The following is a 16180-nucleotide window of genomic DNA, read 5'->3' as shown; positions in this document are numbered from 1 at the left end:
AAGTTAGAATTCAGAAGTTAGAATTCAGAAGTTAGAATTCAGAAGTTAGAATTCAGAAGTTAGAATTCAGAAGTTAGAATTCAGAAGTTAGAATTCAGAAGTTAGAATTCAGAAGTTAGAATTCAGAATTCGGGAAAATTGAAATCAGGATTATTTCCGGGGTCGCGATTGCTTTAATATATCATTTTTTCAGCCCATTGCAGCGGGGTAGCCAGCGGGTGGTTGCTAAACTCAATATGTATAACCCTGCGGTTGTTGTTATTTGTGGTACGGCCTGAACTGTGCAGCAGGAGTGGTTTCATAATCATGAGCCCACCGGCGGGTACATTGCAAATGGCTTCGGTTTCCGTTTGCCAGTCAATGGTTTCGGGCCTGTAGATACCTTTAGCGTGCGAGCCCGGCACTACTTTAAGCGCACCATTATTAATATCGGTATCGTCAAGATGCAGGCGCAGTGTGAAAATATTTTCGAGGATATGAAGCGGCGGCTGCACGGCAAACTGGTTTTGCTTTACCGTCCAAGGCCCATAGCCGTCAACATCAGTCTTTTTATCAACCGAAACGGTTAAATCCTGATGGTAGGCTACAAACCAGTTAGACCCGCCGGGCTTATCAAAATAAATAGACTTTACAATAAAATAGTCTTCCCCGAAAACCTGGCTGATAACCTGCCTGAGCTTTTCGTTAAAAATCAGCGGCAATGCCTGCGGAATTTCTTTTACAAACTGGCGTATGGCAAACAGGTTTTCTGATTTACGGAAAGTATCGCCAGATGTATCAGTGCCCTCAATAACGTTTATAATTTGCAGCCGCTCGTCTTCAGAATAAATATTTTCGATTACAGCAAAGCCGTTTGAGGCAACTTCCGGTTTGTATGCGGCGTACTGCATTATCGTAATTTTTTTATGGTAAACAGTTCGTTGTGTACTTCAACCTTGGGGTATAACCTTACTGAGAAAGAATCATCGTAATGCGCTTTAAAAGCCTGGTTACGCTCAAAGTGTTGTTTTGTTAATGTCATGGTATTAAATAAGATAAAACCATTTACATTTAGCATTTGTTTGATATGTTTTATGAAGAAATCTTCAAACAAAAAGGCCGGCATTTCGGTATCTTTAAAGATGTCGATGATTATCAGGTCGTACTTGCTCTGGCTTTTCAGTACAAATTCAAAAGCATCTTCAATAACAATATTGAGGTTGGGGATTTGATTAAGGCCAAAGTAGGTGTTGGCCACCTCAATAACTTTGGCATCAATTTCAACACCGGTAATGTTGCCTTTGTAGCCTATTTCGTCAACCAGGGTTTTAATCACGCTGCCGCCTGCCACGCCCAAAACCAAAACTTCTTTAAAGCCACGTATTCGCTCATAGCCTATGTAGTGCAACCCTTTGCGGAGGATGCGCTGCAGGCTGCCGTAAGAATAGTTGGTGTTTTTGCTGTCGAGCACCAGCTTGCCATAGTTAAGGGTAACCTCCAGTTGCTGGCTTACGTCAGAGTGTTTTTTGGCGACATTTACAGGTATAAAAAAGCTCAGGATTTTTTTAAGCATGGGGTATGGTTAAGCCCTGTAAAGGTAAAATTTTAAGGTGTAATTGTAAAATTTGCCAAAGGCTGGCAGCCAAACAATTAAGAACAGTTTAACGAATTGTTTTAAGAAATTAACATCAATGGGTGGTAACTTTACAATAGCAAAAGTATTTAACCGATAAAATGTATACTCATTGACAATATACTTTTAGAAGGGTTAAAGATAATTTGTGTTTGTTTTATTGGTTAATGGCCCCGGCCCTGTTTTTTAGAAAACAGCCGGGGTTTTTTATTGGCCCGGATTGTAATTTTTAAAAGTACCGTTTGTGTAGAAAATTACAATACGCTCTATTTCTAAGTTTTCAGTCGTAGTCTCAGTTTGCAGTTGTTGGGCTTCTGAAAATTCCGGCTGTACGCTTTCTTCTCTTGAAAATAAATCCAATTCGTTTTCTGCAACCGTATTGGCAGTAGCTGCTGTAAACTGAGACTGTGACTTAAAACTTTCCTGTGGGTTTCCTGTAAACTGCGACTGCGACTGTGAACTATTCTTTGGGAATTCCCCCTGGCCGTAGAGCAGCCAGTAGAGGTCGGCTTCCGGATAGGCTTCGGTGATACGCATAATAAAATCCAGGCTGGGCTTATTGCGGCCGCTCATAAGGTGTGAGAGGCTGGAGCGCTGCACGGTAAGCTTATCGGCAAAAACAGAAGCTGAAATATTGTAATAATCCATTAAGATTTGGATACGTCGGATAAAATCTTCTATGTTTAACATTGTAAAACAGGTTGATTTTACAAATGTAAACAAAATATTTTAATGTTTAAAAAATCAATTTAAGGTAATTATAATATTTAATATTTTAGTTTAATTGATTAGTATAATCAATTGAATTTTAAAATATTGAATATTAGTATTAACATCAATTGTAAGAATGATTTATGCAAGTATGAGGTAATTTACAATTGTAAAACACGTTGATTTACAATTGTAAATTGAGTAAAGTTTACTTTTGTAAAAATTTTCAGCCAAATGACACTACTTGAAACGCTATTTACTACTTATAAAGAGTCGGCTTTGCACGGCCGCTATATAACCCTTGAGCATATTGAACCTATTATACAAAGCCTGGGCAACAATTTTGAAGTTGGTGTATTGGGCCGCTCTGTTTTAGACAAGCCTGTATATTCCATAAAAACAGGTACCGGTACAACACGCATTTTTATATGGAGCCAGATGCACGGTAACGAGGGCACTACTACCAAGGCGGTATTTGACTTTATACACTTCCTTAAAAGCGAAGAAGCGCTTGCGGCAGCCTTTAAACAGCATTTTACCTTCTATATACTGCCAATGGTAAATCCGGACGGTGCTGAGTTATACACCCGCGAAAATGCCAATAATGTTGACCTTAACCGTGATTCGGTTAACCTGTCGCAGCCGGAAAGCAGGATATTACGCCAGGCTTTTGAGGACTATAAGCCGCATTTTGCCTACAATATGCACGACCAGCGCACTATTTTCGGGCTACAGGAGGGTAATGAGAGGCCAAAGCCGGCTACGGTGTCGTTTTTAGCCCCGTCTTACAATGAGGAAAGGGAAATTAACCCGTGCCGCCGGCAGGCTATAGACCTGATTGCAGCCATGAACCAAACACTACAGCAATATATACCGGGGCAGGTGGGCCGTTTTGATGATTCATTCAACATCAATTGTATAGGCGATATGTTTCAGTCGCTTGGGGTGCCTACGGTGCTTTTTGAGGCCGGGCATTATGAAAATGATTATGAACGTGAGGAAACCCGTAAGTTTATATTTTTTGCATTATTTTCAGGATTTCATAAGATTTACGAAAACGATATAGTTGTTAACGAAAAAGATGAATATTTCAATATTCCTCAAAATAAGATTATATTTTATGACGTGATTCTCAAAAAAGTTAAAATAAATTATGAAAATAAAGAAAAAATCACGAATTTTGCATCACAATACAAGGAAGTGTTATTTGAAAAATCTGTAATATTTCGAGCATTTATTAGAGAAATAGGCAATTTAGATGGTTTTTACGGCCATGTAGAAATTGACTGCGGGCAGGCAGAATTTACGTCTCATGACGGTGCCAAATTTCCAAAAATTGACGAAAAAGCAGATTTTAGCATAGGTGATTCTAAAAATTTTGTTAACGGATTGCCTGTTTAATAGCAATTTTCTTGTTCGGATTGTGGATAATGTAACAACAATAGAAGACAAAGACTGATTTTAACCTAAAAAACACATTCTATGAGCAAGTTTCGTTTAGATGAAGTTGATCACCAGATACTGGACATGCTGATCGACAATACAAGGGTGCCGTTTACTGATATAGCCAAGAAGCTGCTTATATCTGCCGGTACTGTTCACGTAAGGGTAAAGAAAATGGAGGATGCCGGTATTATAATGGGTTCTTCTCTTACGCTTGATTATGAAAAACTGGGCTATTCTTTTATCGCATACGTGGGCGTGTTCCTGCACAACACCTCTCAAACAAAATTTGTTCTTGAAAGGATAAACGAAATACCATTTGTTACCGTGGCACACGTTACCACAGGTAAGTTTAACATCTTCTGCAAGATAAGGGCTAAAGACACCAAGCACGCTAAAGAGGTTATCTTTATGATAGACGATATTGAAGGCGTGTACAGGACTGAAACCATGATTTCGCTTGAAGAAAGCATCAACGACAAGAAAAGGCTGATGCACACCATCTTTAAAGACCTGTAAGAATTTTTTACAAAATATTAAGACCTCCATGCCCTGAACATGGAGGTTTTTTTATTAAATTCAACCAAAAATTATTGCCAATGTACCCAGCTACCAAGATTGAACGCTTTAAAGAACAGGTAGAGCTTAAATACCAGTTGTATAACAGTATTTTTATTACCCTGCCGTTCCGTTCAATAGACAATACGGGCGTGCTGCTGCCGCTGTTTACCGAAATTTGCGAAGAAGGTTTTAAAAACGGCAAAAGCCCCGACGAAATTTTTAATGAATTTGCCGATAAGTATTTGCAGGATATGGACGAACAGGCACGCATAGGCCTTATGTTCCGTTTTATACAGTATGTAGAGCGCCAGATTGTGCTTTTTGATGCTATTGAAGACGCTGCTTATGAAACACTTAATAACCTTGAAGGCGCAGGCTCTCTCCGCGAAAGCCGTGAAAAGGCCGAAGGGCAGGGGCGCATACACGAACTGCGCGAATTCCTGAAGCATTTTAGCGTAAGGCCGGTGCTTACCGCGCACCCCACACAGTTTTATCCGGGAAGTGTACTGGGCATTATAACCGACTTAACCGAAGCCATTAAGCAAAACAACCTGAACCAGATAAAAGACCTGCTGGCACAGCTGGGCAAAACCCCGTTTATTAAAAAGGAAAAACCCACGCCTTATGATGAGGCCGTGAGCCTGCTGTGGTACCTGGAAAATATGTTTTACCCGGCAGCGGGCGATATAAACCACTACATTCAGGATGCTATTTATAAAGATGGTACGCTTGAGCATTCGCCTATTGCGCTGGGCTTTTGGCCGGGTGGCGACCGCGACGGCAACCCGTTTGTAACCAACGAGATTACACTAAAAGTGGCCGACAGGCTGCGCACCTCGATACTTAATTGTTATTATACCGATATCCGCACACTAAAGCGCAGGCTTACGTTTAACAGCGTGCAGGATAAGATAGCCATGCTTGAAGACAAGCTGTACCGCTCTGTTTTTTACAGCAAGGGCGAGATTTTTATTGAGCTTGACGAGCTTAAGGCCACGTTGCAGGAAATTCGCACGCTTATTGTAGAGCAGCACCAAAGCCTGTACCTTGACCTGGTAGATGGGCTTATAAACAAGGTAAACCAGTTTGGTTTCCACTTTGCATCGCTGGATATAAGGCAGAACAGCAAGATACACAACGCTGTTTTTGCCGATGTAATAGATTATCTTTCTAAAAACGACACATCGCTTACTGATTATGAAAAAAGCGACGAGAAGGCAAAATTAGAAGCCCTGGGCAGGCTTGATGCAACCATAGCGCCCGAAGATTTTGAAGGCGATACCAAAAGTACGCTGGAGAGCATTCTTGCCATAAAAACCATACAGCAGCGCAACGGGCAGATGGGCTGTAACCGCTACATTATCAGTAATAACGAAAGTGCGCTTAACGTACTGGAACTACTTGCCATGTTTGACCTGCTGGGCTTTGAAAACCCGCCGGTAGACATTGTGCCGCTGTTTGAAACTGTGGACGACCTTGAAGAGGCAGGCCACGTTATGGAGCTGCTGTATACCAATGCCCATTATGCAGCCCACCTGAAACGCCGCGGCAACCGCCAGACCATAATGCTGGGCTTTAGCGACGGTACTAAAGACGGTGGCTACCTTATGGCCAACTGGGGTATATTTAAGGCCAAGGAAAACCTTACGCAAATGGCACGCAATTATGATGTTAAGGTGGTGTTTTTTGACGGTCGCGGCGGCCCACCGGCACGCGGCGGCGGCAAGACCCATAAATATTATGCAAGCCAGGGTGCAAGCATAGAAAACAACGAGATACAGATAACCATACAGGGCCAAACCATTAGCTCTAACTTTGGTACGCTTGATTCGTGCCGCTTTAACCTTGAAAACCTGCTGAGCGCCGGTATTACAAACGGGGTGTTTGAAAAAGAGAAGAAGCAGTTTACACAGGAGCAGCACGACCTTGTGGAAAGCCTGGGCCAGCTGGGGTATGAAAAATACAAGAAGTTTAAGGCACACCCTAAATTCCTTCCGTACCTTGAAAAAATGAGTACGCTAAACTACTATGCCAAAACCAATATAGGAAGCCGCCCTGCCAAGCGCAACAAGGGCAGCGAGCTTGATTTTGCCGACCTGCGTGCTATTCCGTTTGTGGGTTCGTGGAGCCAGCTTAAGCAAAACGTGCCGGGTTTTTTTGGCGTAGGCCATGCTTTAGGCCATTATGAAAAAGAGGGCAGGTGGGAAGAGGTGCAGGCGCTGTACCACAACTCGCTTTTCTTCCGTACGCTGTTGGAAAACAGTATGATGTCGCTTACCAAATCGTTCTTCCCGCTAACGGCTTATATGAAAGATGATGAGGAGTTTGGTGCATTCTGGCAGATTATCTATGATGAATTTAAGGAAACGGAACGCCTGCTGCTTAAAATTTCGGGCTATAAGGAGCTGATGGAAAACTATCCTGATGGGCGTGCTTCTATAAAGCTGCGCGAGCATATTGTGGTGCCGCTGCTTACCATACAGCAGTATGCGCTTAACAAAATCCGCCAGATGAAAAACGGCAAGGAAGACGATGCCCTGCTGGAAACCTACGAGAAAATTGTAACCCGTTCGCTGTTTGGCAACATTAACGCTGCACGTAATTCTGCCTAAATGAAAATTACCGATATACAGGAGGGCGAATATGCCCCGTACCAAAAAATGTACCTTGACCTTGTAAGCCCCGAGTGGGCACTGGCTGAGGAGCTTGAGGTAAGTGTAAACAATTTTGTGCATTTTGTGCGCAACATACCCATGGATAAGTTTGATTACCGCTATGCGCCGGGCAAATGGACCATTAAAGATATTATACAGCACCTTATTGATACTGAGCGTATTTTTGCCTACCGCGCCCTGCGCATAAGCCGTGGCGACAGCACCCCGTTGCCGGGCTTTGACGAGGCACAGTATGGCGATACCGCCCGTGGCAACGAACGCCATTTAACGGCGCTGCTTAACGAGCTTTCGCTGGTGCGCCACAGCACCATAGCCCTGTTTAAATCACTTAACGATGAAGAGCTGAAACGCACCGGTACCGCTTCGGGCTATACCATTAGCGTGCGTGCACTGGGCTTTGCCATTATAGGCCACCAAAACCACCACCAAAAGGTGTTTGAGGAGAGGTATTTGTAGTTTTCAGATAGCAGGTAGCAGATGGCTGCCTACTGCTACCTGCTATCTGATTTAGCGGTTAATATGGTTATTTCGCGGGTAATTTCCTTTCCTGCATTTCCCATAATGGTTTCGGTAGTGGTGTCAATAGCCTCAGTTCTAAAACTGGCGCTTTCTAACAGTTTAGCGGCCTGTTCCTGGCTGTAATGGGTAAAGCCGTATTTGGCAAAGGGTATATGCTGCATGGTGCTTTGTGGTATAAACCCGAGGCAGAGCAGCCCGCCGGGTTTGAGGGTACGGGCAATTTCTGTGGCATAGGCTGCCGGGTCTTTCCAAAAATATAGTGTATTTACTGAGAATACTTTATCAAACGCCCCGTTAGCAAAGGGCAGGGTAGTGCCGTTACCCAACTCAAAAACTGTATTGGGTCGGCTACTAAAAGTTTGCTGTGCCAGCGCTACCATTTCGGGCGAAATATCCAGGCCGGTGTAATGTGCCGTTTGGGGCAGGGTGGTAATATGGCCTGCATTGCCGGGGCCTATTTCAAGGATTTGGTCGCCGGGTTGCGGGTTGATAGCAGCAATTGCCCTGGCAATAATATTAGCATTGGTAGCCTGCATACCATTAGCCACCTCAATGGCATTTTCGCCGTTTGGTTTTTGGAGCTGGGCAGCAAGTTCTTTAAGTTGGGTTTCGGAAAGCATAATTTAAGTAAGAAGTAAAAAAAATTAAAGTCGAATGTCAAAAGTCCAAAGCCGAAAAAACGGTTGGCCTAAATTACAATTTTGCCTCTTTAAAAAATTATGCAATCCTGATTTTACTTTTCGATATTTTTGGTTCAGTTGAAGAACCTAAAAAGTCTGACGCCTAAAAATTCAATTCCAAGTTCCGAAAGTGAAAAATTAGCGTTAATATTTTGTTAAAATGTAAGATTTTACTGAGTCGGGAAATCCTACTCAGCGTCGTCTGCCTTATCGGGTTCAACCGGGTACTTTCCAAACTTGGGAGCAAGCTTCCAAATCCTGTATGGTTTGTAAGAAAACTTGTTAGACAGCGCTATAAGTGCCACAGTATCATTCTTTAACGTAACGTAAGATGTAGTGTTTCCATGCCACCAGCCGTTGTGGTAAAAGAGTTTTTCGCCGGTAACCCATTCGTGCAGGCGTATGCCCAGGCCGTAGTTCTTTTCGCCCTTATGCTCATAGCTATACCCCTGGAATACCTGCTTTACAAGCTTAGGGTTCAGGAAGTTAGGGGAGTAGGTAGCGAGGTCAAACTTAAGTAAATCACGTGGTGTGGAGTAAATATTCTTGTCGCCATAGATATTGTCCAGGAAATCAAAGCCATACAGCACATTATTGCCCTTGTAGGATAGCGATACTTTGTCTCTATCTTTCTCATAATCAAACACAAAGGTGTTTTTCATGCCCAGCGGCTCGAAGATTACCTTTTTCATGGCATCGCGGTAATTCATCTTCGTAACCTTCTCAATTACAAGGGCTAACATGGCGTAATTGGTGTTGCAGTAGCCAAATTTCTTATCGGGCTTAAAGTAAAGGTCAAACTTAAACTTAGCCAGGAGGTTAAGCACATCCTGGTTGGTCATCATACTGCGGTCCCAATACTCCTTATGGTCAGCAAAATAGGCATAGTTGGGCAGGCCGCTGCGGTGGTTAAGCAGCATTTTAACCGTGATTTCCGGGTAGGGGAACTCGGGTAAAATGGTTTGTATGCGTTGGTCGAGCCCCAGTTTATTAAGGTCTATTAGCTTGAGAACCAGCGCTGCAGTAAGCACTTTACTAACAGATGCCAGGTGTAGGGGTGTGTCTTTTGTTATTTCCTCCTTGGTACTGCGATTGGCATAGCCGCCGTAGTTTTCGTACAGTATCTTGCCGTTCTTAGCCACTAAAAATCCGCCACTTAGGTCGTTTTTAGGCCATATTTTGTTGTAGAAGGCTTCAATTTGGTTGTGTTTGCTGTTAATGTACTGTTTAGATGGGCTTTTGAGTTTAATTTCAAGCGGTGTAATGTGTAGTACTGTATCTTTTTCAGCGGGTTTAATGTTGTCTGCCAGGGTTTTATCTTCGTTTTTACATGAAGCCAGCAGCAGGGGGAGTATATAGGGTGTAAGTCTTAAAAATCTCATGAATAAGGTAATCGTAAAAAGGCAAATATAACCAAACACATCATTTTTAAAACAAATTTGATGATAGGTTAACAGTTAAAATGTAGATTTTAACATTTTAGAATCCCTAATTTTTTGAAAGACAGTATTTTTAGTATTCCCTATAATTTTTGAAAGCTGAAATGGCTAAAAATGCCTATTTTTACGCTAAATTTTTCGTAAAATGGATAAAATACACTGGAAAACCGTAAAGGAGTTTGAAGATATAACCTATAAAAAATGTAACGGCGTGGCACGTATAGCCTTTAACAGGCCCGATGTGCGCAATGCGTTCCGCCCGAGGACTACGGCTGAGCTGTTTGAGGCGTTTCTTGATGCCCGTGAAGATACCTCAATAGGTGTGGTGCTGCTTAGCGCTGAAGGCCCTTCAAGCCGCGATGGTGTATACAGCTTTTGCAGCGGCGGCGACCAAAAGGCACGCGGCCAGCAGGGTTATGTGGGAGACGATGGTTATCACAGATTAAATATACTTGAAGTTCAGCGCCTTATACGCTTTATGCCAAAGGTGGTTATTGCGGTTGTACCCGGATGGGCAGTAGGCGGCGGGCATAGCCTTCATGTGGTGTGTGACCTAACCCTTGCCAGTAAAGAGCACGCTATATTTAAGCAGACGGATGCCGATGTTACCAGTTTTGACGGCGGTTATGGTTCGGCTTACCTGGCTAAGATGGTGGGGCAGAAGCGTGCCCGCGAGATTTTCTTCCTTGGCAGGAATTACAACGCCCAGGAGGCTTATGAAATGGGTATGGTAAATGCGGTTGTGCCGCACGCCGACCTTGAAGACACAGCATACGAATGGGCCCAGGAAATACTGGGTAAATCGCCTACATCTATCAAGATGCTTAAATTTGCCTTTAACCTTACAGATGATGGTATGGTAGGCCAACAGGTATTTGCCGGGGAAGCCACACGCCTTACCTATATGACCGAAGAAGCCAAAGAGGGACGTGATGCTTTCCTTGAAAAAAGGAAGCCTAACTTCAGGGATATCAAGTGGATACCGTAACTGTTAATTTGTTTATTGTTTAGTGTTCATGTTGAATATGAACACTAAACACTGAGCCATGAACAATATGCAAGATTTTACGAACAATACAATAGATACTACCCAACTGCCACGATTTGAAGAGGTTGAGTTATCGCCATTGCATCAATCCTACATAAAAATTATATGGATTAATATTGCTATTGTATTTGGCGTAGTGGCCATATTGGCTGGCCTTGCTATGTATTTTGTTGAAGAAACGGTTAACTACAAGGGGTATATTACTATTGGTTATATTCTGATCCTTTTGTTAACTATTACCATTCAGGTTGTTAGCTACAGGAACAGGGGTTTTGCTTTCCGCACACACGATGTTATTTATCGCAGCGGTGCCATTGCAATAACAACCACTATAATTCCCTATAACAGGGTGCAGCACGTAGAATTGCATGAGGGCTGGGTTTCAAGGATATTCGGCCTTGCCACAATAAATATATTTACAGCAGGCGGCGTAAGCAGCGACCTTAAGATACCCGGTGTTGAAAAAGAACACGCCGAGGCTATTAAACAGCTGTTAGTGGGCAAAATAACAGATCAGGAACAAAAGCAAGAAGAGAAAGAACAGCTTAATGAAGAATGATTTTAGCAGCCCGCAGCGGCAATCTCTTTTAGGTATTGTGGTTATGGGCACAGATGCCCTGCAAACCAGTATAAGGGCCTGGCTGCCGTTATTCCTGTTATGGATAGTACAGGGCCGCATACCTAAGCTGTATCTTGCCCTTGCATTTGTTGCCATACTTATTATATCGCTTATAGTGGGTTACCTGCAATACCGTAACTTTACATTCTATTTTGATACTGATAATGATGAGTTTATACTCAGAAAAGGCATCATAAACAAGACCCGTATAGCCATACCGGCCGATAAAATCCAGAATGTAAACATTACGCAATCGCTGCTTCAAAAAATTATTAAAGTACATGGCCTTGAGGTAGATACAGCCGGCAGTAATAAAACTGAGGTTAAAATTAAAGCCATTAGCCACAGGCAGGCACTTTCATTAAAAGAATTATTGCTTGAAGAAGCCCGGGCATCTGTTGGTGAGAATGAAGAAAATGTCGAGAGGCCTTTAGAACAGCCACAGCATCCGTTTATAGAAATAAGCCTGATGAGCCTTTTTAAAACGGGTATTACCTCCAATTACATTCGTAGTTTTGGTGTACTGTTGGCATTCTTTATATCTATGCTTCAGTATGTTGACGATTATTTTAGATATACTGATTATGATGGCGATGTTTACAACGATTTTGAAGAAATTGTTGTAAAATTCATGGCTTTTGTACTGCTGTTTATTATGTTTTTAGTAGTGGTAATCAACCTGTTCAGAACAATTATACGCTACTTTAATTTCAGGATTACCAAGCAAAACAACTCGCTATTACTATCTTACGGGTTAATCAATACCCGAAATACTATCATTAAGCCCCAAAAGGTACAAATGGTGTCGGTCAGCCGGAATTACTTCCAGAAAAAAATGGACATTAACGACCTCAAAATAAGGCAGGCTACTGATATTGAGGTTTCTGCCGAAAAAAAGAAACATGCCCTTGAAATACCGGGTGTTGATGAGCAGGAAAAGCAGCAGTTGTTACAGTTTTTATTAGAAAAGAATCCGGAAAGGGGGGAAGAACTTAAACCAAACTTCAGGAAGCTGGTGCTTAATTGCTTTAAGGCGCTGGTGATTCCGTTAGGGATTTATTTTACGGTTTGTGCCTTATGGGCAGAGGCGTATGATTATATCTATTTTGCTGTATTTTATGCTGTTATAGTAAGCCTACTTGTGTTTTTTGGATACCGCAATTACAGGCTGTATGTTAATAACGACTTTATTATAAAACAAAGCGGTGCCTGGGATATTCAGAATGAGTTTGTTGCCCCGCATAAAATACATACGGTAAAGGTTACACAGTATTTCTGGCAAAAAGGCGCCGATGTAGCTGCCGTTAAAATATATACCGCCGGTGGCGAAATGGCCTATGGTGTAGCTAATTACACCCGTTTAAAGAAATATGTAAACTATTGGTTATACCAGGTTGAAACAGCTAAGCAGCACTGGATGTAGGCAATAGATTTAAAAATTGAAGGATTTAAAATTTAAAGATTAAAATGTCAAATACAAAAGCGTGGCTTGAGGCTGCACGATTAAGAACGCTTCCATTATCAGTTTCAGGAATATTGGTAGGGAGTTTTTATGCTTATTCACAAGGGTTTATAAACTGGGGGGTGTTTAGCCTTGCACTTGTAACCACCCTTGGCCTACAAATACTTTCTAATTTCGCTAATGACTATGGTGATGGTGTGAAAGGCACTGATAATGAGCACCGCATTGGCCCGCAACGTGCCATACAAAGCGGGGCTATAAGTGTCCAGGCCATGAAAAAGGGTATTATTATTACCTCATTGCTAACACTTGCGGCAGCTGTTATACTTATTTACCTGTCGTTTGGTAAAGAAAACTTTGCCTACTCGGTATTCTTTTTCTTTTTAGGGTTAGCTGCAATTTCTGCTGCTATTAAGTATACTGTGGGCAGTTCTGCTTACGGCTACAGGGGTCTGGGAGACCTGTTTGTGTTTATATTCTTTGGTCTTGTAAGCGTTATAGGGTGTTACTTCCTTTTTGCCCAAAAGGTTGATAGCCTGGTTATACTACCTGCTGTATCGGTTGGCTTACTTAGTGTTGCAGTACTTAACCTTAACAATATGCGCGACCAGGTTAGCGATGCTATGAGCGGCAAAAATACCCTTGTAGTAAAAATGGGTGCCAAAGTTGCCAAAGTCTATCATTATGCGGTTATTATTACTGCTTTAAGTTTGACTTTAGCATTTGCACTACTAAACCATTTCAGGCCGGTACAGTACATTTTTACACTGGCGTATATACCATTCTTAATTCACATTAAAACAGTAGTTAAAAACACAGTACCCCGAGAGCTTGACCCTGAGCTTAAAAAAGTAGCTTTGGGTACGTTCTTCCTGTCTGTACTGCTATGCGTTGCCATGCAGTTATAATTAATAATTTCAAATTTCGGTTTTAAGATATATCTTATCAAATAACCGAATAACCACATAACCGAATAAACGTTCAAATTATGAAGATTACATTTTACGGACACGCCAGCCTGGGTATAGAAACCAATGGCAAACACATTATTGTAGACCCTTTTATTACAGCTAACGAGCTGGCCAGCCATATTGATATTAATGAATTAAAAGCCGACTATATACTACTCACTCACGCCCATGGCGACCACGTGCTTGATGTTGAGGCCATCGCCAAAAATACAGGCGCAACTATTGTGAGTAATGCTGAGATTGCAACATACTACTCTAATAAAGGCTTTAATGCACACCCTATGAACCATGGCGGTAGCTGGCAGTTTGATTTTGGTAGAGTTAAGTATGTAAACGCCATACACTCGAGCCAGTTTCCTGATGGAACGTATGGTGGTAACCAGGGAGGTTTTGTAATTGAAGCCGACAAGAACATTTATGTTGCCGGCGATACAGCGCTTACTTATGATATGAAGCTTATCCCACTACGCACAAGGCTTGACCTTGCTATACTACCAATAGGTTCAAACTTTACCATGGATGCTGAAGATGCGGTTATAGCTTCAGATTTTGTAGAGTGTAATAATGTACTTGGCTATCATTATGATACGTTTGGCTACATTAAAATTGACCATGAAGCCACTAAAAAACTTTTTACTGATAAAGGGAAAAATATCACCCTTTTGGAAATAGGAGATTCTATTGAATTATAAATTTCAAATTGGTAATTCCACTGATTTACATAACATTAATTGTGTAAATTGGTGGAATTCTGTTTTAAAGTAATTTCATGACGGCAAGTTATTTAAGATACGTACTTGATTTTAAGCGCCCCAGCGGTACATCAAGAGGAATTATGACCCAAAAGGAAACCTGGTTTATAATACTTGAAGATGGCGGCAAAAAGGGGATAGGTGAGTGTGGTATTTTGCGCGGACTGAGTATTGACGACCGTCCTGATTATGAAGAAAGGCTTGCCTGGGCCTGCCAGAATATTCACTTAGGCGAAGAAAAGCTTTGGCAGGAATTGGTTGAATTTCCATCTATCCAGTTTGGTTTAGAAACCGCATTCAGGTCGTTAGCGGCGGAAACACCGTTTGATTTATTTCCCTCTGAATTTACAACCGGAACAAAAAATATACCCATAAACGGGCTGGTGTGGATGGGGGATGAGGCTTATATGAAGCAACAAGTAGAGGAGAAGCTCGCCTCTGGATTTAACTGTATTAAACTTAAAATAGGGGCTATAGATTTTGATAAAGAATTAACTTTATTAGAATTTATATGTAACCATTTTACTGCTGAGCAAATTGAAATAAGAGTAGACGCTAACGGGGCTTTTAGTCAATCAGATGCTTTAGATAAATTACATCAATTGTCAAAATATCAATTACATAGCATTGAGCAGCCTATAAAGCAACATCAAGAGGATGCAATGCAGGAATTGTGCAATAAAACACCACTGCCTATAGCGCTTGATGAAGAACTTATAGGTGTTTTTAAATATGAGGAAAAGGAAGCCTTACTTCAAAAAATTAAACCGCAGTTTATAATCTTAAAGCCAAGTTTGGTAGGCGGTTTTAAAGGGAGCGGGGAGTGGATAGAACTGGCTGAAAAACACGACATAGGCTGGTGGGTAACTTCTGCCCTTGAGAGTAATATTGGTCTGAATGCCATTGCCCAATGGACGTATACTTTAAACAACCCAATGCCGCAGGGGCTGGGCACCGGTGCTTTATATACAAATAATTTTGAAAGCCCTTTGGTTGTTAAAAATGGCCAGCTTTGTTATGATAGAAGTATTGAATGGAATATTAATCAGTTAAGATTATGAAATACATTGTTTTAATACTTGCATTTTTACTATTTGGCTGCAAAGAGGAACGATACGCCTCCCCGGACAAGGATATTGTTGTAGGGCTATTACCTTACAAGGGTATGGATGGTAACTATGTAAGTAATATTGAAACAGAGATTGAAAAGTACTACAATGTAAAGGTCAGTATATTAGAAGACAAAGCTTTACCCCAAACTGCTTTCATCAACATAAAATCACCACGTTACAGGGCAGATAGCCTGATAGCCTTTCAAAAAAGGATGAATTTAGATGTTGATTATATTATGGGGTTGACCCACAGAGATATATCTATAACCAAACACGATGATAAAGGCCAAATCAGGAAACCGGAGTGGCGCTATAATGATTTTGGTATAATGGGGCTTGCTTATTGCCCGGGCAATAGCGCTGTAGTTTCATATTTTCAGCTTAAAACACCTGATAAAGCCAAGCAATTTGGACGGTTTAAAAAAGTAACCATTCACGAGTTGGGTCACAACTTCGGCCTGCCGCATTGCCCTGATAAAAAATGTGTTATGACAGATGCGGTTGAATCTATAAAAACAGTTGACAATGCAAATCCCTGGCTATGTGCTATCTGCAAAAATAAATTAAACCTGTAAA

Annotated in this window: 16 protein-coding genes; 11 read left to right on the top strand and 5 right to left on the bottom strand. The window is 41.6% G+C overall.

Annotated elements, in window-relative coordinates:
* Positions 1–173 precede the first annotated feature (173 nt).
* From AM279_RS03725 to AM279_RS03715, 3 genes are all read right to left on the bottom strand, one after another.
* The gene (locus tag AM279_RS03725) at positions 174–890 is read right to left on the bottom strand and encodes a phytanoyl-CoA dioxygenase family protein (RefSeq protein WP_054406313.1); all 717 of its coding nucleotides are present in this window, start codon (positions 888–890) and stop codon (positions 174–176) included.
* A complete protein-coding gene (locus tag AM279_RS03720; RefSeq protein ID WP_054406312.1) occupies positions 890–1552 on the bottom strand; it encodes a spermidine synthase in 663 nt (220 codons plus the stop codon). Before AM279_RS03720 ends, AM279_RS03725 begins: the two co-directional genes overlap by 1 nt.
* Positions 1553–1819: 267 nt before the next feature.
* On the bottom strand, positions 1820–2260 hold the full coding sequence (locus tag AM279_RS03715) for a helix-turn-helix domain-containing protein (protein WP_236688487.1): 441 nt from the start codon (positions 2258–2260) through the stop codon (positions 1820–1822).
* Positions 2261–2557: 297 nt separating this feature from the next.
* Between AM279_RS03715 and AM279_RS03710 the strand changes: the two genes are divergently transcribed.
* The 4 genes from AM279_RS03710 (at position 2558) to AM279_RS03695 (ending at position 7458) form a co-directional block, all read left to right on the top strand.
* Positions 2558–3724 carry a M14 family metallopeptidase gene (locus tag AM279_RS03710; protein ID WP_054406310.1) on the top strand — a complete coding sequence of 389 codons (1167 nt, stop codon included), beginning with the start codon at positions 2558–2560 and terminating at the stop codon, positions 3722–3724.
* 81 nt (positions 3725–3805) lie between these two features.
* A complete protein-coding gene (locus AM279_RS03705) occupies positions 3806–4285 on the top strand; it encodes an Lrp/AsnC family transcriptional regulator (RefSeq protein ID WP_026300077.1) in 480 nt (159 codons plus the stop codon).
* 80 nt (positions 4286–4365) lie between these two features.
* Positions 4366–6939, top strand: a complete 2574-nt coding sequence (locus AM279_RS03700; RefSeq protein ID WP_054406309.1) for a phosphoenolpyruvate carboxylase — start codon at positions 4366–4368, stop codon at positions 6937–6939.
* Positions 6940–7458 (top strand): DinB family protein, encoded by a 519-nt coding sequence (locus AM279_RS03695; RefSeq protein ID WP_054406308.1) that lies wholly within the window; start codon positions 6940–6942, stop codon positions 7456–7458.
* Between the two features lie 35 nt (positions 7459–7493).
* On the opposite strand, the gene AM279_RS03690 is transcribed toward AM279_RS03695, so the two are convergent.
* Positions 7494–8141, bottom strand: a complete 648-nt coding sequence (locus tag AM279_RS03690; RefSeq protein ID WP_054406307.1) for a class I SAM-dependent methyltransferase — start codon at positions 8139–8141, stop codon at positions 7494–7496.
* Positions 8142–8389: 248 nt separating this feature from the next.
* Positions 8390–9583, bottom strand: a complete 1194-nt coding sequence (locus tag AM279_RS03685; protein WP_054406306.1) for a serine hydrolase domain-containing protein — start codon at positions 9581–9583, stop codon at positions 8390–8392.
* A gap of 202 nt (positions 9584–9785) precedes the next feature.
* On the opposite strand from AM279_RS03685, the gene AM279_RS03680 reads away from it, so the two are divergent.
* From AM279_RS03680 to AM279_RS03650, 7 genes are all read left to right on the top strand, one after another.
* Positions 9786–10628: a 1,4-dihydroxy-2-naphthoyl-CoA synthase gene (locus AM279_RS03680; RefSeq protein ID WP_143090373.1), complete on the top strand. Its 843-nt coding sequence runs from the start codon at positions 9786–9788 to the stop codon at positions 10626–10628.
* A gap of 58 nt (positions 10629–10686) precedes the next feature.
* The gene (locus AM279_RS03675; RefSeq protein WP_236688486.1) at positions 10687–11247 is read left to right on the top strand and encodes a PH domain-containing protein; all 561 of its coding nucleotides are present in this window, start codon (positions 10687–10689) and stop codon (positions 11245–11247) included.
* Positions 11237–12730, top strand: a complete 1494-nt coding sequence (locus AM279_RS03670; RefSeq protein ID WP_074961526.1) for a PH domain-containing protein — start codon at positions 11237–11239, stop codon at positions 12728–12730. Before AM279_RS03675 ends, AM279_RS03670 begins: the two co-directional genes overlap by 11 nt.
* 44 nt (positions 12731–12774) lie before the next feature.
* Positions 12775–13677 carry a 1,4-dihydroxy-2-naphthoate octaprenyltransferase gene (gene menA / locus AM279_RS03665; protein ID WP_054406304.1) on the top strand — a complete coding sequence of 301 codons (903 nt, stop codon included), beginning with the start codon at positions 12775–12777 and terminating at the stop codon, positions 13675–13677.
* 80 nt (positions 13678–13757) lie between these two features.
* Positions 13758–14432, top strand: coding sequence for a metal-dependent hydrolase (locus AM279_RS03660; RefSeq protein WP_054406303.1), 675 nt, complete (start codon positions 13758–13760; stop codon positions 14430–14432).
* Between the two features lie 77 nt (positions 14433–14509).
* On the top strand, positions 14510–15553 hold the full coding sequence (locus AM279_RS03655) for an o-succinylbenzoate synthase (RefSeq protein WP_054406302.1): 1044 nt from the start codon (positions 14510–14512) through the stop codon (positions 15551–15553).
* A complete protein-coding gene (locus tag AM279_RS03650; RefSeq protein ID WP_054406301.1) occupies positions 15550–16179 on the top strand; it encodes an archaemetzincin in 630 nt (209 codons plus the stop codon). Before AM279_RS03655 ends, AM279_RS03650 begins: the two co-directional genes overlap by 4 nt.
* The last annotated feature ends 1 nt before the right edge of the window (position 16180 follow it).

It is taken from the genome of Flavobacterium akiainvivens (genome assembly GCF_001278115.1).
GTDB classification, from domain to species: Bacteria; Bacteroidota; Bacteroidia; order Flavobacteriales; family Flavobacteriaceae; genus Flavobacterium; species Flavobacterium akiainvivens.
This window is presented reverse-complemented; position numbering and strand designations above follow the sequence as displayed.

Bases quoted from the DNA above. Each gene is read 5' to 3' on its own strand.
- AM279_RS03725 (WP_054406313.1), bottom strand. From the start codon at position 890: ATGCAGTACGCCGCATACAAACCGGAAGTTGCCTCAAACGGCTTTGCT.
- AM279_RS03720 (WP_054406312.1), bottom strand. From the start codon at position 1,552: ATGCTTAAAAAAATCCTGAGCTTTTTTATACCTGTAAATGTCGCCAAA.
- AM279_RS03715 (WP_236688487.1), bottom strand. From the start codon at position 2,260: ATGGATTATTACAATATTTCAGCTTCTGTTTTTGCCGATAAGCTTACC.
- AM279_RS03710 (WP_054406310.1), top strand. From the start codon at position 2,558: ATGACACTACTTGAAACGCTATTTACTACTTATAAAGAGTCGGCTTTG.
- AM279_RS03705 (WP_026300077.1), top strand. From the start codon at position 3,806: ATGAGCAAGTTTCGTTTAGATGAAGTTGATCACCAGATACTGGACATG.
- AM279_RS03700 (WP_054406309.1), top strand. From the start codon at position 4,366: ATGTACCCAGCTACCAAGATTGAACGCTTTAAAGAACAGGTAGAGCTT.
- AM279_RS03695 (WP_054406308.1), top strand. From the start codon at position 6,940: ATGAAAATTACCGATATACAGGAGGGCGAATATGCCCCGTACCAAAAA.
- AM279_RS03690 (WP_054406307.1), bottom strand. From the start codon at position 8,141: ATGCTTTCCGAAACCCAACTTAAAGAACTTGCTGCCCAGCTCCAAAAA.
- AM279_RS03685 (WP_054406306.1), bottom strand. From the start codon at position 9,583: ATGAGATTTTTAAGACTTACACCCTATATACTCCCCCTGCTGCTGGCT.
- AM279_RS03680 (WP_143090373.1), top strand. From the start codon at position 9,786: ATGGATAAAATACACTGGAAAACCGTAAAGGAGTTTGAAGATATAACC.
- AM279_RS03675 (WP_236688486.1), top strand. From the start codon at position 10,687: ATGAACAATATGCAAGATTTTACGAACAATACAATAGATACTACCCAA.
- AM279_RS03670 (WP_074961526.1), top strand. From the start codon at position 11,237: ATGAAGAATGATTTTAGCAGCCCGCAGCGGCAATCTCTTTTAGGTATT.
- menA (WP_054406304.1), top strand. From the start codon at position 12,775: ATGTCAAATACAAAAGCGTGGCTTGAGGCTGCACGATTAAGAACGCTT.
- AM279_RS03660 (WP_054406303.1), top strand. From the start codon at position 13,758: ATGAAGATTACATTTTACGGACACGCCAGCCTGGGTATAGAAACCAAT.
- AM279_RS03655 (WP_054406302.1), top strand. From the start codon at position 14,510: ATGACGGCAAGTTATTTAAGATACGTACTTGATTTTAAGCGCCCCAGC.
- AM279_RS03650 (WP_054406301.1), top strand. From the start codon at position 15,550: ATGAAATACATTGTTTTAATACTTGCATTTTTACTATTTGGCTGCAAA.